We start from the raw sequence: 21,300 nt of genomic DNA, 5'->3' as shown, positions 1-21,300 counted from the left end.
GACCGGTTGAATCCACAACCCGTACCGGCCTGTTTGGGGGGAATTATGACGTAGCATGGCTACATGATAATCAGCTTCCGATTTTATCGGGAATGGCAGTCGGGCCACTGAAAGGAATAATGTTTGGCTACCACATCACCTGCTCACACTCTGCGTGCACTCTCCGATCTTGATTACTATGACAACAGGTCGGTTCCGCTCGCTGTTGAAATCACTACTCTTGACGCCTGGAACATCATGACGGCCGAACCGGGACTGCTCATGCGGCTAGCTTTCCGAACGAGGGACGCAATTTCCTCGTTGTTCGGCGTGAAGCGGATCGGCGGGTTCTCCGACGCCAGGCGAGAGATGGTACACGCTGGCGAACAGCTGGATTTCTTTCTGGTGGAGCATAGTGCCCCCGACATGCTGGTTCTGACCGAACGTGACCGGCATCTGGATGTCATGATTTGCCTTTCGATAACAGATCGTGTGTTCACGATCACCTCATCTGTCGTAACGCATAACGTCTTTGGGCGCATCTACATGTTGCCGGTAGGTCTAGCCCATAAGCTGATCGTCAATAGTGATCTCAGGCGACTGAAACGAAAGCTTGAAGAGAAGTAGATTTTGGTTGTTTCAGCTTTGTCCCAGCGACCGCTCCTGGCCATTTACCGTTACTCGGGATCGGCAACCCGTCCGGATGGCTGCGCTGTTTCGTCGACCCGATCAGCTGTGAAAATACCTGGTCTAGCGCCAGGCTTTTCTACTGTGTGCAGTGCTCGGATGGAATGAGTGCGACCAGATCCGTATCACCTATGTCGACACCCGCTTGTGAAAGCAAGGTCGTCACTTGTCCGCGGTGATGCGTCTGATGGTTGAAGAAATGCATGACCAAACCATAAAAGTTCCTGTCAGCGGGTATTCCCTTCATGCTTGTGTAATGGAGGGTGTGATCCAGATCCGGCTCTGCAATGGAGCGAGACCACTCGACAATGTTCTGGTCGAGCCACACTCGATGTGCCGAAAGTTCTCGGATATTCGAGAACAGCAACTGGTCGAGGCTTTTGAGCGCCGGAAGCTGCTGAATCGGTTCCAGCGCCAAGTAGTTAGCTGGGTGCTTGGCGAATCGCTTTAGCCAGACCGTGTCGCCGGCCACCAGGTGGTTCAACGTCCCGAGAATTGAACCAAAGAATGCTTTCCTGTCCACGGAGAGTTCTTCATCTGGCAGGCTACTGGCGGCCTCATAAATCTTTGCGTTCATCCACTGGTTATAGGTCGCCATCAGGCAGATATGACCGGTTCGGTTCATCATGCTCATCCTTTCAATGAATACTTGATAAGCGATCCGCGCTCATCTTGAATCCCGGTCCAGTGCTGGGCTTTGTTGTTTTGGGGGCAGCAGGGGGAGGGGCGCTCTTGTTTGATGCTTGTATGTGGCTCGGCGAATGTCTTCATTTGGCTGTGGATTCAACCGGTTGAATTCACACCCCAAAGCCGCCTATTACATTCATTGACCAATGAAGAGTGGTGGTTACTTGATCTGAAAGATTCCAGCAATTGCATTCAAGGCTTTCCTGCCGTCAGATTCATAAAGACCATGTAGCAACCTCTGCTCGCTGAGACGATGCAGACGGAAGTGGTTGTAGAAAGCCTGACCCAATCTCTGGTTCTCGAATGCACCGCTGTCCCAAAGCGCTAAGAACTCATCATAGGCCGCTCTCTCAATTTCCGGTCTTATTCTACTTTTCAATGCGGGCCTCAATTGATGGTGAGCGCTGGCAGGATTCTACAAAGCCGGAACTGACGTTGACAGACCTGAGGGCCTACATCGCGAGCATCTCGGGTTAATGGAGTGACGTGATTACCATAAGATGGGGTATGCCGTTACACTGCGGCCCCCGAAATTTAAGCAAGGAAGCTTTGGATGCGTTCGCTCGTCAACGGTGTGCTCCTCTCCATGGTCTTGGTAGCCCCGGTCGTGGCCGCACCACTGTCATTTGCGGTAAATGACCCCAGTGGCAAGTACCTGGTGGAAGTGCTGTTCCCGGAGCCACCGGAAGACCCGCATCAACTGGCGCGAGCGCTCATCACTTTGCGCGACAAAAACACGCTCGAAACCCTGCAGCAATTGCAGACCCAGGCCGGTAACGTGCCTGCAAACCACAATGACAAAGCCGACGCGTGGTTGCTCGGGCCCTACGGTTTGTTGTACTTCGCCGATTTCGACTTCGATGGTCGTCAGGATCTGGCAATTCGCAACGGCACGGATCCCAAGGTGGATGGCCAGGCGCATTTCGATGTCTATTTGCAAGACCCGCTGCAAACCCGATGGGTCCTCAACGGTGCATTGACGGACCTGGCGAAGGAGAGCAACGGGATGTTTTCGGTCAGCCCAACTGGCGGCATTCTGTATTCGCAAACTGACCGCGGCTGCTGCTGGATGCGCACTAGCCAATGGAAAATGCGCGACGGCGAGTTGGTCCGGCTTCACTCGTACACCCAGGAAGAAGTCCCTCCGACCGAGTTTGGCGAAAATTCCAGCATGCCCCGCGGCTATATGCTGCGCACCACCGGCGACTGGAAAGATGGTCAGTGGCACGAACAACCCAGCCTGGAAGGACCGGTCATCGAAGATTCTCAGAGTCTCGTCGGAACCCTCAACGGCAAAATCCCGGTAGAGATCTGGTACCAGGATCAGGGGGCGGTCCTCATTGGTGAGGTGCGGTACACCAAGGGTGGCAGCGGTGAGCCGATCAAACTGGTGGGTTCTCGGGAAGCCTACGGCGACGATAGTTTTGTCTACCTTCACGAATATGCTGACGATGGTCGTCGGACGGGTATCTGGCGGATAACGCGGCAAACCATCGAACCCCACAACTACACCGGCACATGGGTCAGCGGCGCCAAGGGTGACGACCGCGAACTGGCGATCCTGCTACACGATGAATACCGTGAACCGGACTACGACAAACTCAACGAAGTCGACCGTGACCAGCGCAGCGGCCATTACCAGATGCGCCGGGACTTTCTGGGGCGCGACGGAGATCTGGACTTGAAGATCCTGCCTGACCGCGATGCCGAGGGGAGAGAAGTGGCGGAGTTCACCGTGACATTGAAGGACGCTGTGACCTTGAAAGACATCGTGACCGAGCATCACATCGTGCCCATGGAAACCGAAAACCTGATCATTGTGCGTGAGCCGCAAGCGTCCAAGATAAATGGCCCGTATCACATACAGCTGGTGAAAAACTTCGCGGTCATCAACTACAACGCTGAGCCGGATTCTCAGAAGATGCTGACGGGGATGTACCGGAAGCAGCCTTGAGTAAAACCTGTCTAGTCCTGAAACAGCTGTAGACCTTATTCAGGACGGGACACACTCTTGAACCCCAGGCACTGGGCTAACGCTAAAGGCGCGAATCGACTGCCGGGATGGCGAAAGTCCGCCTCTACTCAAGGCAGATTTCAGGCGTTGCGGGCAAGCTATCGAGAAATGCGGCAATCTGCCGGTTACCGCGCAAGTGCACCGTAGGAATATTCGGTCCTATGGACAGGCGCACCTTCTCGATACCTGAGCGGTAACCGCGATCGAAATTCCACACGAAATTCAGGAAGGTCAGGAACGCTCGGTCGAGCTTCTCTTTACAGCCTGTTGGCAGGTCAGGGCGAGGGCGGTTCATGACGCTGCGCAGGATCACTCGGGCGAAACAGGTAAGCCGCGAAGTATCGAGCCAGATGATCAGGTCGGTACGGGGCAGGCGAAGGTCAAAGGTTCGCCGCGCGTAGTTGCCTTCACAAACCCAGGCATCCGCTGCGATTGCTTCGCGGACCCGTGCGCGGAATTGTTCGGCGTCGGGTTCGACCCAGCCAGGCTCCCAGAACAGCGTGTCCAGATGGACCACGGGCAGGTTCAGGCGCTTGCCGAGGGCGCGGGCTAGGGTAGATTTGCCGCTACCGGCATTGCCCAGAATGACAATCCGTTGCATGGGGACTTCCTGTCGCGAAAAAGCCGGCGATTGTGCAGGTTTTGAACGTCCAGTTAAAGGCTGGTGGGAGGGGGCGACCGTACCGCGGGAACGGGTGTTGTGTTGCATCGACCGGTTGAATCCACAGCCGATTTCTGCCTATCTTCGACTTCAGCTCTGAGCGTTCAGAAACAGTGAGAACAGCTCGGACTGAGATTTAATGCCGAGTTTGCTGTACATGTGCTTGCGGTGGACCTTCACAGTCTCGGCGGAAATCCCCAACTTGCGCGCGATCTCCTTGTTTGAGCAGCCGCTGAGCATTAGCCGGCCGACTTCCAGTTCGCGGGCGGAGAGCGGGGTATCCAACTGCTGGTCAGTGGAGTCCAGCCAGCTCTGCCAGTTTGGCGTCGCCGACGCGTTCTGTTCCAGCACCTCCCGCTCGAATGCCATGCGCTGACGCATCAGGGCGGCAACCCAGGACTGGATGAGTGTGAGCAGGGCTATCTGCTCTGGACTGAAGCGGCCCTCACTTCCCAGCGACAGACTGAGGGTGCGTTCCGCGTCGAGTTGGACGTTGATATGCACTTCGTCGGCAACGACATTGAGGCGGAAGTAGCGTTGGTAGTAGTCGGTTTGTTCGAAGCACTCCGGCGCCACATCGGCTAGCCACAACAAGCCGTTCTGCGGTGTCTCTCGGTTGGCCAGGTAAAAGGGGTCGAGTAGATACAGGCCTTTGAGGTAATCCTGAAAGAGCGGGTCCGGCCCGCCATCCTTGCCAGGGCTTTCTGCGAGCACCCGCGGCCGGCCATTGCTGAAAATCAGCACGACCCAACTGTCCACCGGTATGTATCTATCCAGCAGACGCACCAAGGCCAGCCAGAAATCAGGACGGTCGAGTGCCTCAATCAGCCTGCCAATTGCCTGGTGCCAGGCCATATCCTGCAATGTAATGCTCACGTTTCTACCCATACGGGGTTACCCCATCGATGTGATTACTTTCCGTTTTATGGCTCTCCATACTCCATCCAGCCCTGGCGAGTGCTGTTCAGTTTGGCGATTGCGAGCCCACATACACGTGAAAGGATCACCGATGAAGATTGAACTCGTACAACTTACCGGTCGCGATGGCGATACCGCTTATAACCTAGAGCGTACCTTGCAGGCTATCGCTACCTGCACAGCGGATACCGATCTGCTGATATTTCCAGAGACCCAGTTGATGGGATTCGCCAGCGCGCAACAGCTCGCCGAAGTTGCCGAGCCCCTGAACGGGCCAAGTGTGCAGGCCGTGCAGCGCGCTGCACGCGAACGGAACGTCTCGGTGGTGGTTGGCATGGCTGAGAACGACTCCGGCACCTTCTACAACACCTCCCTGCTGGTAACCCCACAAGGGATCGCCTTGAGCTATCGCAAGACTCACCTTTGGCCGTCGGAACGCGGCCTGTTCCAGCCGGGAGACCGCTATGCCACTGCGATCTGGAAGGGAGTCCGTGTCGGCATCCTGATTTGCTACGACATTGAGTTGCCGGAAAGCGCTCGAGCCCTCGGCCAACTCGGCGTCGAGCTTATCCTGGTCACTAACGGCAACATGGATCCCTACGGCCCTGTCCACCGCACCGCGATCATGGCTCGCGCTCAGGAAAACCAGGCATTCACGGTGATGGTGAATCGAGTCGGCGACGGCGATGAAGGCCTCGTTTTTGCCGGTGGAAGTGCAGCGATCGATCCCTTCGGGCGCACGCTCTTCGAAGCGGGGCGGGCAGAGTGCCGTCAGGTTGTCGAGCTGGACCTCGATCTGCTGCGCTCCGCCCGCCGAGACTATGACTACCTCAATGACCGCCGCCTGTTCCTGACTGGCGAACAGATTGAACACGCTGATGGTCGCCGTGAACTACTGATCCCCTGTGCCCTGCGCGAGGGGGCGTCTCGCACGAAAACAGTTCTTCAACCTTGATGCTGATTTCAGCCCTGCCATAACAATAATTCACACACTAGCAGGAGCGGCGCGCGCGTCCACGGACTCGCCGTTAACGCTCTGGAGCACCCCGATGAAATCGACTCGTTATATGCAATTCGCGTTGGCCTCGCTTCTCAGTGTCGGCCTGGTCGGCGCCAGGGCCGACCAGCCCGCCACCCCCACCGTGCACATCTACAACTGGTATGACTACATCGCCCCGGACACGGTGAAAAACTTCCAGAAAGAAGCAGGCGTCAGCGCTGTGTACGATGTGTTCGACAACAGCGACGTCATGCAAAGCAAGCTGATGGCCGGCCGAAGTGGCTATGACGTGGTGGTCGCCACGGGTGACCTACTACCGAACCTGATCAAAGCAGGTGTGCTCAAGAAACTGGATCGCAGCAAGTTGCCGAACTGGTCTCACCTCGACCCGGACATCCTCGCCAAGGTGCAGAGCAACGATCCCGGAAACAGCTATGCGGCCCCTTATCTGTGGGGTACGACTGGCATCGGCTATGACGCGGACAAGGTTAAATCGATACTCGGCCCAGATGCGCCAGTTAATTCTTGGGACCTGATTTTCAAGGAAGAAAATCTGGCCAAACTGAGTCAATGCGGTGTGGCCATGCTGGACGCCCCTAGCGAGATCATTCCCATCGCGTTGCACTACCTTGGACTGCCCTACAACAGCCAGAACCCGGAGGATTACAAAAAAGCCCAGGATCTGCTGCTGAAACTGCGTCCCCATATCGTCTACTTCGATTCTTCCAAGTTCATCTCTGATCTGGCCAATGGCAACATCTGCGTCGTGCTGGGCTGGGCTGGTGGTGTCGCCGATGCGCAAAAGGCTTCCGAGCTGGCTGGCAACCATCGCAACCTCGTCTACAGCATTCCACGCGAAGGTGCCCCGGTGTGGGTGGAGAGCCTGGTGCAGCTCAACGATGCGCCGAACCCGGAGCAAGGGTTAGCCTTCATCAACTACATGCTGCGCCCCGAAGTCATCGCTGAGTCATCCAACTACCTGAGCTATCCAAACGCCAACAAAGATGCCACCGCGCTTGTCGAGAAGAAAGTCCGCGACAACCCCGGGGTGTATCCGTCCAAGCAAGTCCTTGACACGCTATTTCCGCTAGAACCACTCCCGCTGAAGATAGAGCGCGTGCGCACCCGCGCGTGGAACACGGTCAAGACCGGCGCTTGATTGGCAGACTCGGCTCTGCTGATGACTAGCCAAGCCCCTTCATGCAACAAATGAAACAAGAGAGAGACCATGAAAGAGACGATGAAGCCACGTGCCCGCGACCTGAACATTCAGTTCGGCCAACTGCAACCCGGCCCCCTCAATGCCATCACCGATGTGCCCGGCGTACGGGTCGGCCACAGTAATGTGCGAGGACGCACCGCCAATGGCCGCGACATCCTGACCGGTGTCACCCTGATCGAGCCTCGTGCCGGTTCCACCAGCCAGCAACCGTGCTTTGCCGGCGTCCATGTGTTGAACGGCAACGGCGACGCCACCGGTCTGGAATGGATTCGCGAGGCAGGTCTTTTGACCAGTCCCATCGCCTTCACCAACACCCACAGCCTGGGCGTGGTGCGCGATGCGCTGGTTGTGCTGGACCGTGAACAACAGCCTGATGACGGGCGCCTCTACTGGAACATGCCGGTGGTGCTGGAGACTTTCGACGGCCTGCTCAACGACATCAACGGCTTCCATGTGAAGATTGAACATGTGGCCGAGGCCCTGCGTTCGGCCAAGAGCGGGCCGGTAACGGAAGGCTCCGTCGGGGGCGGTAGCGGCATGATCTGTCATGAATTCAAGGGCGGCATCGGCACCGCATCACGGCGTCTGAGCAGTGCTCAGGGCGGCTGGACCGTTGGGGCCATCGTCCAGGCCAACCACGGCATCCGTAACGAATTGCGCGTCGACGGTTACCCGGTCGGACGCTACATGGAACAGGTCGACTCGCCGTTCCTCAAGGCGTCGCTGCCGCACCCGGGCATGGGCTCGATAGTCGTTTGCCTGGCCACCGACGCGCCGTTGCTGCCGCACCAATGCACGCGTCTGGCGCAACGTGCCAGCCTCGGCCTCGCCCGCACCGGCGGCGGCAATGAAGACCACAGCGGTGACATCTTCATCGCCTTCGCCACCGGTAATCAGCATGTGCCGCCGGCCGCTTACGAGAGTAAGCGTGCGCCGACTACCGACAACCTGAGCATGGTCAACAACGACCACATCAGCGAGTTGTTCCTGGCCGCCACCGAAGCGGTGGAAGAAGCCATCATCAATGCCTTGCTGGCCGCCGACACCGCTGAAGGCAACGGCCATGCCGTGCCGGGCCTGGATTCCGAGACGCTGCTCAAAGCCTTGCATCGGGCCGGCTGGCGGGGAGCGGCGAATGACTAACTGATCTCGCGGTATTGAGGTGGTGTGATTGTTTCGCGTTCATGCCACCTCGAGCACATTGATTGCATCGTCAGGTTCCAGGGAAGACGTCGTGACCCAGGGCTCACACGACGTTTAAGTGAGAGCTGTCGGGCAGACCCGCGCCATAAATCGTACGTTGCCGCACAGGCAACCGCCGATGAATCGTTCCTTGCAGTGTCTCGTCTGAAATCAAGCGGCCGGAGTGTCGACCGGGTAACCCGCGAGTGCCGCTTCGATTGCCGCGATGTCTATCTTGGTCATTGTCATCATGGCGTCGAAAGCGCGCTTGGCCGCCGCTCGATCGGGGTTGGATATCGCGGCGCTCAGGACACGGGGCGTGATCTGCCACGACAGGCCCCATTTGTCCTTGCACCAGCCACATACGCTTTCCTGGCCGCCGTTTGCGACAATCGCGTTCCACAAACGGTCAGTTTCGGCCTGGTCGTCGGTCGCCACCTGGAATGAAAAAGCCTCGTTGTGCTTGATCCCCGGCCCCCCGTTCAACCCGAGGCAAGGGATGCCCATCACCGTGAACTCGACCGTTATCACATCGCCTTGCTTGCCCGCCGGATAGTCGCCAGGCGCGTGATGGACGGCGACGACCGCGCTGTCCGGGAATGTCTGGGCGTAGAACTCTGCAGCCTCCTGCGCAGTGCCGTCGTACCAGAGGCAAATCGTGTTTTTGCTGACCATTTTGCTTCTCCAGAATCAGGTCTGATACGTTCACTCCAGCCGCGTAGTCAGCTGCGCTGAACGTTGGCAAATCAACAGGCAAACCCCAAGTATTGTTCAAAGCGCTGATTTTTCAAAAATCGGCCAAAGGAGATCTTGATGGCCACGGCACATGTTTTCGTTGCCACCAGTTTGGATGGTTTCATCGCCCGACCTGATGGCGACATCGACTGGCTGTTGCAGCGCGATGATCCGACTGAGGATCATGGCTACTCAGCCTTCATCGCCGATAAGGATGTGATTGTGATGGGGCGGGGAAGCTATGAGAAGGCGCTGACCTTCGACACGTGGTTCTACGACCGGCCCGTCGTGGTGCTGTCTGAACAGCTGGCCGATTCGGCGGTGCCCGAGGCACTGACGGGCAAGTTGCGTTTCTCCAACCTCAAACCCAGGGACTTGATGGAAGAAATGGCGAGGCAAGGCGTGCGTCGGGTCTATGTCGATGGCGGGCAGTTGGTGCAATCATTCCTGCGCGAAGGGTTAATCGCCGATATGGTGATCACCACTGTTCCTGTGCTGATCGGGGCGGGAAGGCCATTATTCGGGGGCCTTGAGCAGGACATTGATTTGAAACTGGTATCCAGCCGCTGCTTTCCTTCGGGGTTGGTGCAGTCCACTTATCGGTTGAACCCATGACCCGTCCGTGTGGATGTCCGATCCAAGGCTAGGGGGCGCGTGAAAAAAGGGAGACCCATTAGGTGGTATCAAATCAAGGCTAATGGGTGTCCCTATTTATTTCTTGATTCGTTACAGGTAATTCACGATGAACGTCACTTCGGTATTCGCGGTGCCGGATTCCAGTTTGCTGTCGGCCAGACGGTAGTAAGCGGCGGACAGCGGGATGGTGAAGTCGGTGCCTGTGGTGTTGAAAGCGCTGAAGGGGTACGCGGTATCCAGGGCGATGGGCGTCCCTGCCTCATTCATCAGTTGCAGGCCAATGCCTTTGGCCGTCGAGCCAGCGTTCAGTGCCACGATGCCCTTTTGCGCGTCGATGACCTGGGTGGTGGCCTTAAGTGAATAGGTCACCTTCTGGATGCCGTGCTGGCATTGGTTCAAGGCGAGGTTGAATTTGATCGTCCGAGAGGTATCGCCGCTCTTGGTGAACTCCGCCAGGCGATAGTCGTCGCCCATTTGAACCGACACTGCCGGGGTCTGACAGGAGACCGTATTCAGGGTGATGGGGTTGATCAGATTAAATTTGTTATAAATTGCTGCACCGGCTTGGAATTGGCCAAGATAACCGGCGGGAACACTGTTTTCCGATGCCAATTCACTTGACTTGATGATTTCAAGTCGGAAGGTTGTAGCGTCAAAAGAATAAATCGCAGGACGCCCAGTAAGTCTAAACAGCTTTGGTAAGTATCCATTTTTTGTGTTGGATGGTTTTGTTGTAGAAGCTATTCGAAATGAAAGCCCTGTTTTACCCAGCGGAAAGGTAGTGTCGCTGGTCGCGCTGCCTAGTGCCGGGTTCAAGGCAAAGCCATAGAGTTCGCCTGCATAGCATTCAGCCGCTGTAAACGGCGCGTTAAAACTGTCCTGGTAAATGACAGCGCCAATGGGGGCATCCATAGGGACTGTCAGGCTTTCCGTCAGATTGCTTCCGAAGTTTACGGTGAGTGTTTTTCTGTTGTTGGTGAGTTGGCACGTCTCAGCCATTGCTCCCGACGAAAATACAATCGCCATCGCGGCGGCGATGCTCAGCAGCGGGCGCAGTTGGCTCTGCGTTCTTGAAGTTTTCATATTGATGTCGATACAGGATGGCGAAGTGGCGGCCACTCTGGGGGTTGCTAAAGGCCGCGAACATAAGGCACTCCTTAAAACGTCGGTGACCTCTTGACAGACAATGCGCCGATTCGAGCTGTTTGGAGGGAGAGGCCGTCGGTTCAGTCCTAGGAAACGACTACAGATATCGGGCGCTCAAGCGAATTCTCCGACAACTTTTCAAGGTTGCCGGGTGGGAAGGTGAATGGATAACCTCCGGGTGTCGCTGCCAATTCAGCGACCGGGCCTGGAAACCTGAGGAGCAATAGGGCACAACAGCCCCCCTCATGACATACTGCAGCGCTTTTTTACGCCAGCAGTTCTACGTTATGGCGGCTGTGTGCGGGAGACCTTCGGGTCTGCCGGGTTTGCCTTTTGCCTCGGTTTTCCAGCCCGCGCACAGCTGCCACCCTTTCGCCTGGAAACGAAAGTGGTAGCTCCAATCTGCAAAGAGGAGCTTCACCATGCACAAGGTCACTCCAAACCCACCAGAAACCCCAAGCACTTCCCCTTACGCCACCACCGACTCAAAAAAACTCCACGACGCCGCCGAGCGGGCGCTGGATCATTACCTCAAGCCGCCGTTCGACAAGGGCAACCTGCCCGACAAGCGTCCCTCCAACATCTTCGCAGTCATCCCCGATCTGGATAACGAAACCCTGCTGGCCCACGCCTCGGAAACCCTGGCGTCGCTGAATGTACTGGCCAGCGATCTGGCGTTCGAGCTGGAAGGCACGCGTCGGCATGTGGCGTTGGCGATTCAGCAGATGATTTCGTTGGGGGAGTTGTTGGTGAATCGGGCGCTGGATAATTACGATCAGCCAGAGGCGCCGTAGTACCGCGTTGTAGCGAGGCGGCTTGCCTCGTCGGCCGGTCTGCGTTGGCTCGCGACCGGTCGGTGGGTTCAGTGCCGGCGCGGTTGCCGGCGTTGCGCCGTGGTGCTTATTTCACGGCGTAAAACTTGCGGACATACCGGGTGCTTTGCCAGGCGCACGGTGCGCCTTGCGGTACGAACACGGTGTCGCCGGTGTTGACTGTCAGGCTCGTACCATCGGCTGCTCGCAGGGTGACGCTGCCTTCGATCAGGTGCATCAGCTCGTTGAGTTTATGCGGCCGGCCATGGCGTTCGTAGGGTGTCGAATCCCAGACGCCGACGCGCAGGTCGGTGCTGCTGTCTTCGAAGGCATTGCGTGAGCGGCACTGCGGGGTGGGCCCGATCAGTATTTGCGGTTCCGGTGCGGCCGAAGGGGAGAGCATCGCTAAGCGGTCCAGCGCTGTCAGCCCTGGTGTCGGTTCAGTGTTGGGGCTGATGACGGCGCAGAATGCCCAGCACGTCTCGGCTTGCGCCTCGATTCGCAGCGTGGTCCCACGACCGATGACCGCGCTGGCACCGATCGCCAGCTCCAGTGTCTGGCCTTGGGATTTCAACACAACGTGGCCGGCGTGGACCACGATCACTTCGGTGTGCGGGAAATCATTGATATCGAGTGATTCGCTTGTGTTCACGGTCCCGGCGCAGATGCCATCGAGCCCGGTGTAGGCGACTTGACGGTGTTCCTTGAAGGGGTCGGCAGCGCTCAAGGACGTTGCATTGAAAGACGTGGCGACACGGCTGCCGTCGGCGCGAGCCAACAGCAGAACGGTAGGTTGAGACATGCGGGTGACGCTCCATGCAAATGGGGGGTGGAGGATGTTGGAGAGCGGCGGCTGCTTTGCGCGCGGTTGTCAGCCAATGGCCTGGGTGACGAGCGCAAACTGTCGGACGCCGTTGACCGCTTGCGGCGGCGTGCCCCGTGCCATTTGCGCCACGGTATCGACCTGCTTGAGGCCGACCGTTGCGAGCCAATCGCTCAAGCCACTGTCCGCCGGAATGTCGATGCGCACGAAGGCCTCCGGTACGTGGGCCAGCAACACGGCGATCAGGTGTTTGGCCTGTTCGATGTTCTCGGCGACCACCGGGCCAAGGCCGCGACCACGGCCATAAGGACGCAGCAGGGCGAAGGCGCGCACTTGGCCATCGCGCTCGATGACAGCTGAATGCTCCACCACATCGAACAGCTCGTTGAGCACCGTCTGCCGGTCCAGCCCGGTGCCGGCATTGGCCAGTTCCAGCACGCGGGCCTTATCGGCCTCACGCAGCGGGCGACAGCTTTCACCGTTGGCCAGCGGCACAGGTGCAACGGCTTGCGCCGGGCCCTGGTGTTGCTGAATCCGCCCGAACTCGACAAAGCCCTGACTCGCGTAAAGCGGCGCACCGGCCAGGGTCGCGTTGAGTATCGGGGTACGCGACTGGCACGCATCAAGTGCCTGCTCCATCAGCTTGCGGCCGATGCCCTTGCCTTGATAGTCGTCGCTGACGATCACCAGGCCGATGGTGGCGAAATCGCCTTGGGGGCAGGTGAACGCCGTGCCGATCAGACGCTCGCCATCGAGTGCCACAACGCCGTCGCTGAGGCGCAACACCATGGCCCAATCATCCAGGCGATGGGGCCACTTCAATTGCACGGACAAGGCATGGGCCGAGGGCAGGTCGGCGGTCGTCATCGGGCGATAGACATAAGCAGAAGGGTGCGGGGCGGACATGGCGAGTCTCCGTTGGACAGTGTGCGCAATCAACCGGCTGTGCGGCGCGATGGTGCCTGTATCCCATCTGCGCGAAGGCCTGACAAGAGGGGCTGGAACATTCGGCAGATTCCGCACGCCCGGGGCCACAAGACCACACTTACTACTTAATTGCCCGGCAAGGTCGGCAGCAAATGCTTGGGCTTTTTTTCTACGATGGAAGCCTGAGTTCACGACTCGCCGTCCCTTTTCTGGAGAGCTCCATGGATAGCTTCGATCCTCGCCTTATCGCTGTGCGCAGCGCTCATTTCATTGCCGGTAAATACCGCGATGCTCAACCGGGACTTGAGGTGGTGCGGCCGTCGGATGGCCAGGTCTATGCCCAGTTGCCGGTCGCCGATGCCGATCTGGTGGATGAAGCGGTCAACGATGCCTGGCAGGCGTTCAATCGCAGCGACTGGGCCAGCCGCCCACCCCGGGAGCGGGCGCGGGTCATGCGCCGTTGGGCCGATCTGATCGAAGCGGACGCCGCTGTCCTGGCGCCGTTGGAAGCGGTGGGCTCGACCCGTCCCCATAAAGATGTGATCGCCTGGGATATTCCCTACGTCGCCGAGGGCATTCGTTTCTTTGCCGAGCTGGCTGACAAGCATGGCGGTCATGTGGCTGCCACCCAGACCGATCGACTGGGCATGCAGATCGCCGAACCCTACGGCGTGATTGCCGCCATCGCACCGTGGAATTTCCCGTTGAGCATGGCTTCGTGGAAAGTCGCGCCGGCGCTGGCCGCAGGTAATGCCGTGGTGCTCAAGCCTTCAGAGCTGACGCCGTTTTCCAGTCTGCGCTTTGCCGAACTGGCGTTGCAGGCGGGCATGCCGGCGGGGATCTTCAACGTGATTCAGGGCGATGGCCGCGTCACGGGCGATGCCTTGTGCCGTCATCCACGGGTGGGCAAGGTGACCTTTACCGGTTCCACCGCGACCGGCTCGAGCATCATGTCCACCTGCGCGCTGGTCGGTCCGAAACCGGTCACCCTGGAACTTGGCGGCAAGAGCCCGCAACTGGTCTTCGCCGATGTGCCGGATATCGCCAAAACTGCTCGCACGGTGGCCATGGCCATTACCGGTAATGCCGGGCAGGTGTGCGTGTCCGGGTCTCGGCTGTTGATCCAGCGTTCGATCATGGAGCCGTTTATCGCGCATTTGCAGGCGTATTTCGAGGAGCTGCGCCCCGGCCCGACCTGGTCGTCCGAGAGCACGCTGTCGCCGATCATTTCCCGGCTGCAGGCTAGCCGCATCGATGGCATCGTCCAGCGCTCGCGTCAGGCCGGTGCCGAAGTGCTGACCGGTGGCGGGCTGTTCGAGGGGCTCGGTGGCGCCTATTACCAGCCGACTTTGCTGACCGGCCTGGACCACCAGAACCCGGCGATCTGCGAAGAAATCTTCGGCCCGGTGCTGACGGTGCAGGCGTTCGATGATGAAGAGCAGGCGCTGAGCCTGGCGGCGCATGCGACTTACGGTCTGGCGGCGGGTGTGCACACGGCCGACATCAACCGTGCCTTGCGTCTGGTTCGGCACCTGGAAGCGGGGACGGTGTGGGTCAATCGTTACGGACGCAGTAACGACTACATCCTGCCGACCGGTGGCTACAAACGCTCCGGCATTGGCAAGGACCTGGGGCGTGAAGCGTTCGAAGCCAATTTGCGCTTCAAGAGTGTGTTGATCGATATCGTCCAATAACACGCCGATCATAAAGCCCGACGCAACCTGTAACACCGTAGCAGCTGCCGAGCCTGCGAGGCTGCGTTCGGCTGCGGAGCAGTCGCAAAATCAGAACTCGCGGTACATCAGGCAGATCTCGCACACCGGGTTTACGACTGCTTCGCAGCCGAACGCAGCCTCGCAGGCTCGGCAGCTGCTACGAGGTGTACGAGGTGCACGAAGGGTACGAGGGGTAGAAGTAAGCTTTAAACCGCATCCAAACGGGCGCTTCCTCAGGGAAGCGCCCGTTTTCGTTCTGCTTGGCGCAGGTTCTGCGGTCAATCGGTGTGCGCTTGAGCCTTGCGGCGTTATAAAGGCCCATAAGAGCGCATGAATACGGGGTTTGCCCAAGGCTGGAGCGGCCCGCAAAGTCTGCTGAGGGGGGGCGCTAAAACGGTGGTTTGTATCGAGCAGAGGTCGCTTTTAACGCCATCTGCTGATTTCACGGTGGTGTAATGACGGTGTGCTGCAGCGATGCATCACGGCTCCCGGAACGGAGCGAATGCTTGTCACGCCATGACCTCAACGAACTTCAGGACCGCACTCAATGAGCTTTCTTCGCCCCAAATTCATTACGTTCGACTGCTACGGTACGCTGACCAATTTCCACATGGGTACGATGACTCGCGAGCTGTTCGCCGATCGCGTGGTGCCCGAGCAGATGGAGCAGTTCGTCAAGGACTTCTCGGCCTATCGCCTGGACCAGGTCATGGGTGACTGGAGGCCGTATGACGAAATCCTCAAGACCGCGCTGGCGCGGACCTGCAAGCGTTGGGGTATTGAATACCGTGACGAAGGCCAACTGTATTACGACGCCGTGCCGACCTGGGGCCCGCACCCGGACGTACCGGCCGGCCTGTCGAAAATCGCCGACAAAATCCCGCTGGTGATTTTCTCCAACGCCAGCAACAGCCAGATCATGTCCAACGTCGACAAGCTCGGCGCACCGTTTCACAAGGTTTTTACCGCCGAGCAGGCACAAGCCTACAAACCGCGCCTGGCCGCGTTCGAGTTCATGCTCGACAACCTCAATTGCGGCCCGGAAGACATCTTGCATGTGTCGTCGAGCTTCCGTTACGACCTGATGCCGGCCCACGACATGAAGATCAAGAACAAGGCCTTCGTCGCCCGTGGTCACGAAGTCCCGGCCAACGCTTTCTACGAGTACCGGCAGATCACCGACATCGGCGGGCTGGCCGCGCTGGTCGGTCTCTGAGTCGTCACGGCAACGGCATTCTCACGGCAGTCTTTTTGGTAGAGGCGGATTAGACATGGGCAGTGAATCCTACTGGCTCGACACTGCACCGGCGTTCACCGGTGCTCAGACCGGCGCGTTGCCCGGGCAGGTCGACGTGGCCATCGTCGGGGGTGGTTTCACCGGCCTGGCGGCGGCTCGGGCGCTGGCCTTGAAGGGCGCCAGTGTGGTGGTGCTGGAAGCCGGCAGGGTGATCGGCGAAGCCTCGGGTCGCAACGGCGGTCAGTGTAATACCGGCGTGGCCCAGGATTACGCCGGCCTGAGCGCCAGCCTCGGCGCGGACAAGGCGCGGGCCTATTACAAGGCTTACGAGAGTGCCGTGCACAGCGTGGTTTCGCTGGTGGAGCAGGAGCAGATCGCCTGCGACCTCAAGCGTAACGGCAAGCTCAAGCTGGCCGCCAAGCCGATGCACTACGAGGGCCTGGCGCGGACTTGCGAGTTGATTCGCCGAGAGGTCGATGCCGATGTCGAGTTACTGACTGCCGAACAGATCCGCGCTGAAGTCGACTCGGCCCAGTTCCACGGAGGATTGCTGCAGCGCAACGGTGTGCAGATGCATGTCGGGCGCTTCGGCGTCGGTCTGGCCGAAGCGGCGGCACGGCACGGTGCGTTGATCTATCAAGACACGCCGGTGACGGACTGGAAAGCCCAGGCTGGTGGCTATCAGGTCAATACCGCCAAGGGTTCGCTGCACGCCGGGCAAGTGCTGCTGGCGACCGGCGCCTGTCAGCACGGCGGGTTGGGCTGGTATCGGCGGCGGATCGTGCCGGTGGGCAGTTTCGTGATCGCCACCGAGGTCCTTCCCCAGAGCCTGATCGACCAGTTGTTGCCCGGTCGGCGAGCCTATGTCACCAGCCGGATGATCGGTAACTACTTTCGCCTGACCCCGGACAACCGCCTGCTGTTTGGCGGCCGTGCGCGGTTTGCCATGTCCGACAGCGTCTCCGACGCCAAGAGCGGCAAGGTGCTGCGGGCGGCGATGGTGCAGATGTTTCCGGCGTTGGCCAACGTCAAGATCGATTACTGCTGGGGCGGGCTGGTGGACATGACCTCCGACCGGTTGCCCCGTGCCGGCCAGCACGGCGGGGTTTATCACTCCATGGGCTACAGCGGCCATGGGGTGCAGATGTCGGTGCACATGGGCCAGGTCATGGCCGACGTGATGGCCGGCAAGGTCGAGGCCAATCCCTGGCGCGAACTCGACTGGCCGGCGATTCCCGGGCATTTCGGCAAACCGTGGTTCCTGCCGCTGGTGGGCGCTTATTACCGGTTCCAGGACTATTTGCATTGAGTTGATGTTGTGGCTTTACCGTCGTTTGCGTTTCCAGGACGTTCCGGTCAACCGGAACACTCGAGCCTTCTCTTTATCGACAGGTACAACAGATATGACTGATAACAAGATCGACTCCAAACTCATCTCCGGCCAGGAAAGCCTGAGAGTCTTCGAAGGCCTCAATCGCGGCATGTCGCGCCGCAACGCGTTGCAATTGCTCGGTGTCGCCGGGGTGGCTGCAGCGGGCGCCGGCAGCCTGTTCGGCGCCGCCGGCAAACTGTTCGCCGACGAAGCCGCAAGCCCCGGCAAAGGCAAGCCGGGCGGACGGATTCGCGTCGCCGGCATGTCCAGCTCCACCGCCGATACTCTGGACCCGGCCAAGGGTGCGCTGTCCACCGACTACGTGCGCCACTATATGTTCTACAACGGCTTGACCCGTTTCGACAGCCATCTGGTGCCGCAACTGGAGCTGGCCGAGCGCATCGACAACACCGATGCCACGCTGTGGACCATTACCTTGCGCAAGGACGTGACCTTCCACAACGGCAAAACCCTGAGCGCCGCCGACGTGGTGTTCTCGCTGTCGCGACACAAGGACCCGCTGACCGGTTCCAAGGTCATGCCGCTGATGGAGCAGTTCGCCGAGATCAAGGCCACTGGCCCCAATGAAGTACAGATCCGCCTGAGCGCGCCGAACGCCGAACTGCCGTCGATCCTGGCCGTGTCGCACCTGCTGATCGTTCCCGAAGGCACCACCGACTTCAATCAGGGCATCGGTACCGGGCCGTTCAAGGTCAAGGAATTCAAACCGGGCGTGCGTTCGATTGCTGCGCGCAATACCGGCTACTGGAAACCGGGCCTGCCTTACCTGGACGAGATCGAGTTCATCGCCATTGCCGACGAGCCATCGCGGGTCAACGCGCTGCTGTCGGGCGACGTGCACATGATCAACGAGGTCAACCCGCGCTCCACCACGCGAATCAAGGCCAGCGCCGGCCACCGCGTCGTCGATGCGCCCTCGGGCAACTACACTGACTTGATCATCCGTCAGGATCAGATGCCCGGCAAAAGCGCGGAATTCACCCAGGCCATGAAGTACCTGATGGACCGCGAGCAGATCAAATCCGCAGTGTTCCGTGGTTTTGCAGTGGTCGGTAACGACCATCCGATTGCCCCCGGCTCGCGCTACTACAACGCTGACCTGCCGCAGACCGTCTACGACCCGGAGAAAGCCAAGTTCCTGCTGAAGAAGGCCGGCATGGACAGCATCAACATGCCGCTGGTGGCATCACCTGCGGCGACCGGTTCGGTGGACATCGCCGTGCTGCTGCAGCAATCGGCGAAACAGGCCGGGCTCAAGCTCGACGTCAACCGCCTGCCCAGCGACGGCTACTGGTCCAACCACTGGATGAAGCACCCGTTGAGCTTCGGCAACATCAACCCGCGGCCGAACGCCGACGTGATGTTTTCGCAGTTCTTCCAGTCGAGCGCACCGTGGAACGAATCGGGCTGGAAGAACGACCAGTTCGACCAGTTGCTGATGCTCGCCCGCGCGGAAACCGACGACGCCAAGCGCAGCAAGATGTACGCGGACATGCAGACCCTGGCGCATGACCACTGCGGTATCGGCATCCCGGTGTTCATCAGCAACATCGACGGCGTCGACCAGCGCGTCAAAGGCTATGGCAGCAACCCGTTGGGCGGCTTCATGGGCTACATGTTCGCCGAGCAGGTCTGGCTGGACGCTTGATGCGCCGATGAGGTTTGTGCCGTAGCAACATTGCAGGAGAACAGGGCGATGAATAGCAACACACTGTGGTTGATCGGCCGGCGCATGGGCGCCGCGATCGTGACCTTGTTGATCGTGTCCATGGTGGTTTTCGCCATCACGGCGGTACTGCCGGGGGACGCGGCACAACAGGCCCTCGGGCAGTTCGCCACGCCGGAACAGGTGGCGGCACTGCGGCTGAAACTGGGGCTCGATCAGCCCGGTGTGTTGCGTTACCTGCACTGGTTGATGAGCCTGCTCAGCGGCGACATGGGCCTGTCGGTCTCCAACGCTATGCCGGTCAGCGACTTGATGGCCGGTCGGGTGCCCAACACGCTGATGCTGGCGGCCGCCACGGCGCTGGTGTCAGTGCCGGTGGCGTTGATTCTGGGCATCGGTTCGGCCATGGGCCGGGGCGGGCGCATCGACAGCTTTCTCAGCTTTGTCACCCTGGCGATGGTCGCCGTACCGGAGTTTTTGGTAGCGACGCTGGCGGTGCTGATTTTTGCGGTGAACCTGGGCTGGTTGTCGGCGCTGTCCTATGCCAGCGACATCACTTCACCGCTGCAATTTCTACGCACGTACGCCTTGCCGGTGATGACGCTCTGCTGCGTGATCGTTGCGCAAATGGCGCGCATGACCCGAGCGGCGGTGATCGATCAACTCGATAGCCCGTATGTGGAAATGGCCCGGCTCAAAGGCGTGAGCCCGGTGCGGATCGTCCTGCGCCATGCCTTGCCCAATGCCATCGGGCCGATTGCCAATGCCATCGCCTTGAGTCTGTCCTACCTGCTGGGCGGGGTGGTGATCGTCGAGACGATCTTCAACTATCCCGGCATCGCCAGCCTGATGGTCGATGCGGTGACCAACCGTGACATGGCGCTGGTCCAGGCCTGCACCATGCTGTTTTGCACGGCGTACCTGGGGTTGGTGCTGATTGCCGACCTGTGCGCGATTCTTTCCAATCCAAGGCTGAGAAACCAATGAACAAGCTCATTGTGAAATCGATGCCTGTGACCCCCGACCTGTCGGTTGGCAAGGTGTCAAACGGGCCATCCTGGCTGGGTCTGGTCGGGGCAGCGATGTGTTTTATCTGGTTGCTGGTGGCGGTCTTCGGCCCGTGGCTGGCGCCGCACCCGGTCGGTGAAGTGGTCTCCGACAATGTCTTCGATAGCCTGAGTGCAGCGTACCCCTTTGGCACCGATTACCTGGGCCGCGACATGCTCAGCCGAATCCTCGTCGGCGCCCGTTTCACGGTCGGCCTGGCGCTGGTTGCCGCCGTGCTGGCCAGCGGTCTGGGCACCAGCTGCGCACTGTTGTCGGTGGTTTCGCCGAAATGGCTGGATGAAATCATCAGCCGCTTGATGGACGCGTTCATTTCGATCCCGAGCAAGATGCTGGCGCTGATCATGGTCTCGGCCTTCGGCTCTTCGGTGACGTTGCTGATCTGCACCGCAGTGCTGAGTTTCACCCCCGGCGCGTTCCGCATTGCCCGCAGCATGGCGGTGAACATCGAAGCGCTGGAGTACGTACAAGTGGCCCGAACCCGTGGTGAACGCCGGCTGTATATCGCCTGTGTGGAAATCCTGCCCAACATGCTCAACCCGGTGCTGACTGACCTTGGGCTGCGTTTCGGTTTCATTGTGCTGTTGCTCAGCGGCATGAGCTTCCTCGGCCTGGGCGTGCAACCGCCAGATGCCGACCTCGGGTCGCTGGTGCGCGAAAACATTGGCGGCCTCAATCAGGGCGCGCCGGCCATCGTGATTCCGGCGCTGGCGATTGGCACCCTGACCATTGGCGTGAATCTGTTTATCGACAGGCTGTCGTCCCGGCGTAGTCGACGTACGGGGGGGCATTGAA

21 protein-coding genes are annotated in these 21,300 nt (G+C 59.4%); 13 read left to right on the top strand and 8 right to left on the bottom strand.

Going from position 1 to position 21,300, the window contains the following annotated elements:
* Positions 1-123: 123 nt before the first annotated feature.
* Entirely contained in the window at positions 124-606 is a 483-nt protein-coding gene (locus tag AC1RJ3_RS22210) for a DUF2867 domain-containing protein (protein ID WP_493080528.1), read from the top strand.
* Positions 607-745: 139 nt separating this feature from the next.
* Here AC1RJ3_RS22210 and AC1RJ3_RS22205 read toward each other — a convergent pair whose 3' ends face one another.
* Positions 746-1,291 (bottom strand): DinB family protein, encoded by a 546-nt coding sequence (locus AC1RJ3_RS22205; protein WP_493080631.1) that lies wholly within the window; start codon positions 1,289-1,291, stop codon positions 746-748.
* Positions 1,292-1,513: 222 nt separating this feature from the next.
* Complete coding sequence (locus AC1RJ3_RS22200; protein WP_054597957.1) at positions 1,514-1,732, bottom strand: hypothetical protein; 219 nt, start codon at positions 1,730-1,732, stop codon at positions 1,514-1,516.
* A 174-nt stretch (positions 1,733-1,906) separates the two neighbouring features.
* On the opposite strand from AC1RJ3_RS22200, the gene AC1RJ3_RS22195 reads away from it, so the two are divergent.
* Positions 1,907-3,307, top strand: coding sequence for an XAC2610-related protein (locus AC1RJ3_RS22195; protein WP_493080526.1), 1,401 nt, complete (start codon positions 1,907-1,909; stop codon positions 3,305-3,307).
* 124 nt (positions 3,308-3,431) lie between these two features.
* On the opposite strand, the gene AC1RJ3_RS22190 is transcribed toward AC1RJ3_RS22195, so the two are convergent.
* Both AC1RJ3_RS22190 and AC1RJ3_RS22185 read right to left on the bottom strand, forming a co-directional pair.
* Positions 3,432-3,968: an AAA family ATPase gene (locus AC1RJ3_RS22190; RefSeq protein WP_493080524.1), complete on the bottom strand. Its 537-nt coding sequence runs from the start codon at positions 3,966-3,968 to the stop codon at positions 3,432-3,434.
* A 150-nt stretch (positions 3,969-4,118) separates the two neighbouring features.
* Complete coding sequence (locus AC1RJ3_RS22185; protein WP_493080522.1) at positions 4,119-4,904, bottom strand: helix-turn-helix transcriptional regulator; 786 nt, start codon at positions 4,902-4,904, stop codon at positions 4,119-4,121.
* Positions 4,905-5,037: 133 nt separating this feature from the next.
* On the opposite strand from AC1RJ3_RS22185, the gene AC1RJ3_RS22180 reads away from it, so the two are divergent.
* From AC1RJ3_RS22180 to AC1RJ3_RS22170, 3 genes are all read left to right on the top strand, one after another.
* Positions 5,038-5,901 carry a carbon-nitrogen hydrolase family protein gene (locus AC1RJ3_RS22180; RefSeq protein ID WP_493080520.1) on the top strand — a complete coding sequence of 288 codons (864 nt, stop codon included), beginning with the start codon at positions 5,038-5,040 and terminating at the stop codon, positions 5,899-5,901.
* A gap of 94 nt (positions 5,902-5,995) precedes the next feature.
* Positions 5,996-7,105: a polyamine ABC transporter substrate-binding protein gene (locus tag AC1RJ3_RS22175; RefSeq protein WP_054597953.1), complete on the top strand. Its 1,110-nt coding sequence runs from the start codon at positions 5,996-5,998 to the stop codon at positions 7,103-7,105.
* Positions 7,106-7,186: 81 nt separating this feature from the next.
* Positions 7,187-8,311: a DmpA family aminopeptidase gene (locus AC1RJ3_RS22170; RefSeq protein WP_054598371.1), complete on the top strand. Its 1,125-nt coding sequence runs from the start codon at positions 7,187-7,189 to the stop codon at positions 8,309-8,311.
* A gap of 210 nt (positions 8,312-8,521) precedes the next feature.
* Here AC1RJ3_RS22170 and AC1RJ3_RS22165 read toward each other — a convergent pair whose 3' ends face one another.
* Positions 8,522-9,025, bottom strand: coding sequence for a VOC family protein (locus AC1RJ3_RS22165; RefSeq protein ID WP_493080517.1), 504 nt, complete (start codon positions 9,023-9,025; stop codon positions 8,522-8,524).
* Between the two features lie 138 nt (positions 9,026-9,163).
* On the opposite strand from AC1RJ3_RS22165, the gene AC1RJ3_RS22160 reads away from it, so the two are divergent.
* Positions 9,164-9,700 (top strand): dihydrofolate reductase family protein, encoded by a 537-nt coding sequence (locus tag AC1RJ3_RS22160; RefSeq protein ID WP_493080515.1) that lies wholly within the window; start codon positions 9,164-9,166, stop codon positions 9,698-9,700.
* A gap of 111 nt (positions 9,701-9,811) precedes the next feature.
* On the opposite strand, the gene AC1RJ3_RS22155 is transcribed toward AC1RJ3_RS22160, so the two are convergent.
* Entirely contained in the window at positions 9,812-10,804 is a 993-nt protein-coding gene (locus AC1RJ3_RS22155; RefSeq protein WP_493080513.1) for a fimbrial protein, read from the bottom strand.
* 485 nt (positions 10,805-11,289) lie between these two features.
* On the opposite strand from AC1RJ3_RS22155, the gene AC1RJ3_RS22150 reads away from it, so the two are divergent.
* Positions 11,290-11,661: a DUF6124 family protein gene (locus AC1RJ3_RS22150; RefSeq protein ID WP_493080511.1), complete on the top strand. Its 372-nt coding sequence runs from the start codon at positions 11,290-11,292 to the stop codon at positions 11,659-11,661.
* Between the two features lie 106 nt (positions 11,662-11,767).
* Here AC1RJ3_RS22150 and AC1RJ3_RS22145 read toward each other — a convergent pair whose 3' ends face one another.
* Positions 11,768-12,481, bottom strand: a complete 714-nt coding sequence (locus AC1RJ3_RS22145) for a cupin domain-containing protein (RefSeq protein WP_493080509.1) — start codon at positions 12,479-12,481, stop codon at positions 11,768-11,770.
* Positions 12,482-12,550: 69 nt separating this feature from the next.
* A complete protein-coding gene (locus AC1RJ3_RS22140) occupies positions 12,551-13,408 on the bottom strand; it encodes a GNAT family N-acetyltransferase (RefSeq protein ID WP_493080507.1) in 858 nt (285 codons plus the stop codon).
* A gap of 242 nt (positions 13,409-13,650) precedes the next feature.
* Between AC1RJ3_RS22140 and AC1RJ3_RS22135 the strand changes: the two genes are divergently transcribed.
* From AC1RJ3_RS22135 to AC1RJ3_RS22110, 6 genes are all read left to right on the top strand, one after another.
* Positions 13,651-15,123: an aldehyde dehydrogenase family protein gene (locus tag AC1RJ3_RS22135; RefSeq protein WP_493080505.1), complete on the top strand. Its 1,473-nt coding sequence runs from the start codon at positions 13,651-13,653 to the stop codon at positions 15,121-15,123.
* A 568-nt stretch (positions 15,124-15,691) separates the two neighbouring features.
* The gene (locus tag AC1RJ3_RS22130) at positions 15,692-16,360 is read left to right on the top strand and encodes a haloacid dehalogenase type II (RefSeq protein WP_347927134.1); all 669 of its coding nucleotides are present in this window, start codon (positions 15,692-15,694) and stop codon (positions 16,358-16,360) included.
* Between the two features lie 55 nt (positions 16,361-16,415).
* Positions 16,416-17,690: an NAD(P)/FAD-dependent oxidoreductase gene (locus tag AC1RJ3_RS22125; RefSeq protein WP_347927133.1), complete on the top strand. Its 1,275-nt coding sequence runs from the start codon at positions 16,416-16,418 to the stop codon at positions 17,688-17,690.
* A gap of 94 nt (positions 17,691-17,784) precedes the next feature.
* Positions 17,785-19,422 (top strand): ABC transporter substrate-binding protein, encoded by a 1,638-nt coding sequence (locus AC1RJ3_RS22120; protein WP_054597944.1) that lies wholly within the window; start codon positions 17,785-17,787, stop codon positions 19,420-19,422.
* Between the two features lie 48 nt (positions 19,423-19,470).
* Entirely contained in the window at positions 19,471-20,427 is a 957-nt protein-coding gene (locus tag AC1RJ3_RS22115; protein ID WP_054597943.1) for an ABC transporter permease, read from the top strand.
* Positions 20,424-21,299, top strand: coding sequence for an ABC transporter permease (locus tag AC1RJ3_RS22110; protein WP_054597942.1), 876 nt, complete (start codon positions 20,424-20,426; stop codon positions 21,297-21,299). Before AC1RJ3_RS22115 ends, AC1RJ3_RS22110 begins: the two co-directional genes overlap by 4 nt.
* Position 21,300 lies beyond the last annotated feature (1 nt).

This window comes from Pseudomonas sp. GW822-FHT04C11 (genome assembly GCF_058800905.1).
This window is presented reverse-complemented; position numbering and strand designations above follow the sequence as displayed.

Excerpts from the sequence above, each read along its gene's own strand:
- AC1RJ3_RS22205 (WP_493080631.1), bottom strand. The coding sequence starts at position 1,291 with ATGAACCGAACCGGTCATATCTGCCTGATGGCGACCTATAACCAGTGG.
- AC1RJ3_RS22195 (WP_493080526.1), top strand. The coding sequence starts at position 1,907 with ATGCGTTCGCTCGTCAACGGTGTGCTCCTCTCCATGGTCTTGGTAGCC.
- AC1RJ3_RS22190 (WP_493080524.1), bottom strand. The coding sequence starts at position 3,968 with ATGCAACGGATTGTCATTCTGGGCAATGCCGGTAGCGGCAAATCTACC.
- AC1RJ3_RS22180 (WP_493080520.1), top strand. The coding sequence starts at position 5,038 with ATGAAGATTGAACTCGTACAACTTACCGGTCGCGATGGCGATACCGCT.
- AC1RJ3_RS22175 (WP_054597953.1), top strand. The coding sequence starts at position 5,996 with ATGAAATCGACTCGTTATATGCAATTCGCGTTGGCCTCGCTTCTCAGT.
- AC1RJ3_RS22170 (WP_054598371.1), top strand. The coding sequence starts at position 7,187 with ATGAAGCCACGTGCCCGCGACCTGAACATTCAGTTCGGCCAACTGCAA.
- AC1RJ3_RS22165 (WP_493080517.1), bottom strand. The coding sequence starts at position 9,025 with ATGGTCAGCAAAAACACGATTTGCCTCTGGTACGACGGCACTGCGCAG.
- AC1RJ3_RS22160 (WP_493080515.1), top strand. The coding sequence starts at position 9,164 with ATGGCCACGGCACATGTTTTCGTTGCCACCAGTTTGGATGGTTTCATC.
- AC1RJ3_RS22155 (WP_493080513.1), bottom strand. The coding sequence starts at position 10,804 with ATGAAAACTTCAAGAACGCAGAGCCAACTGCGCCCGCTGCTGAGCATC.
- AC1RJ3_RS22150 (WP_493080511.1), top strand. The coding sequence starts at position 11,290 with ATGCACAAGGTCACTCCAAACCCACCAGAAACCCCAAGCACTTCCCCT.
- AC1RJ3_RS22145 (WP_493080509.1), bottom strand. The coding sequence starts at position 12,481 with ATGTCTCAACCTACCGTTCTGCTGTTGGCTCGCGCCGACGGCAGCCGT.
- AC1RJ3_RS22140 (WP_493080507.1), bottom strand. The coding sequence starts at position 13,408 with ATGTCCGCCCCGCACCCTTCTGCTTATGTCTATCGCCCGATGACGACC.
- AC1RJ3_RS22135 (WP_493080505.1), top strand. The coding sequence starts at position 13,651 with ATGGATAGCTTCGATCCTCGCCTTATCGCTGTGCGCAGCGCTCATTTC.
- AC1RJ3_RS22130 (WP_347927134.1), top strand. The coding sequence starts at position 15,692 with ATGAGCTTTCTTCGCCCCAAATTCATTACGTTCGACTGCTACGGTACG.
- AC1RJ3_RS22125 (WP_347927133.1), top strand. The coding sequence starts at position 16,416 with ATGGGCAGTGAATCCTACTGGCTCGACACTGCACCGGCGTTCACCGGT.
- AC1RJ3_RS22120 (WP_054597944.1), top strand. The coding sequence starts at position 17,785 with ATGACTGATAACAAGATCGACTCCAAACTCATCTCCGGCCAGGAAAGC.
- AC1RJ3_RS22115 (WP_054597943.1), top strand. The coding sequence starts at position 19,471 with ATGAATAGCAACACACTGTGGTTGATCGGCCGGCGCATGGGCGCCGCG.
- AC1RJ3_RS22110 (WP_054597942.1), top strand. The coding sequence starts at position 20,424 with ATGAACAAGCTCATTGTGAAATCGATGCCTGTGACCCCCGACCTGTCG.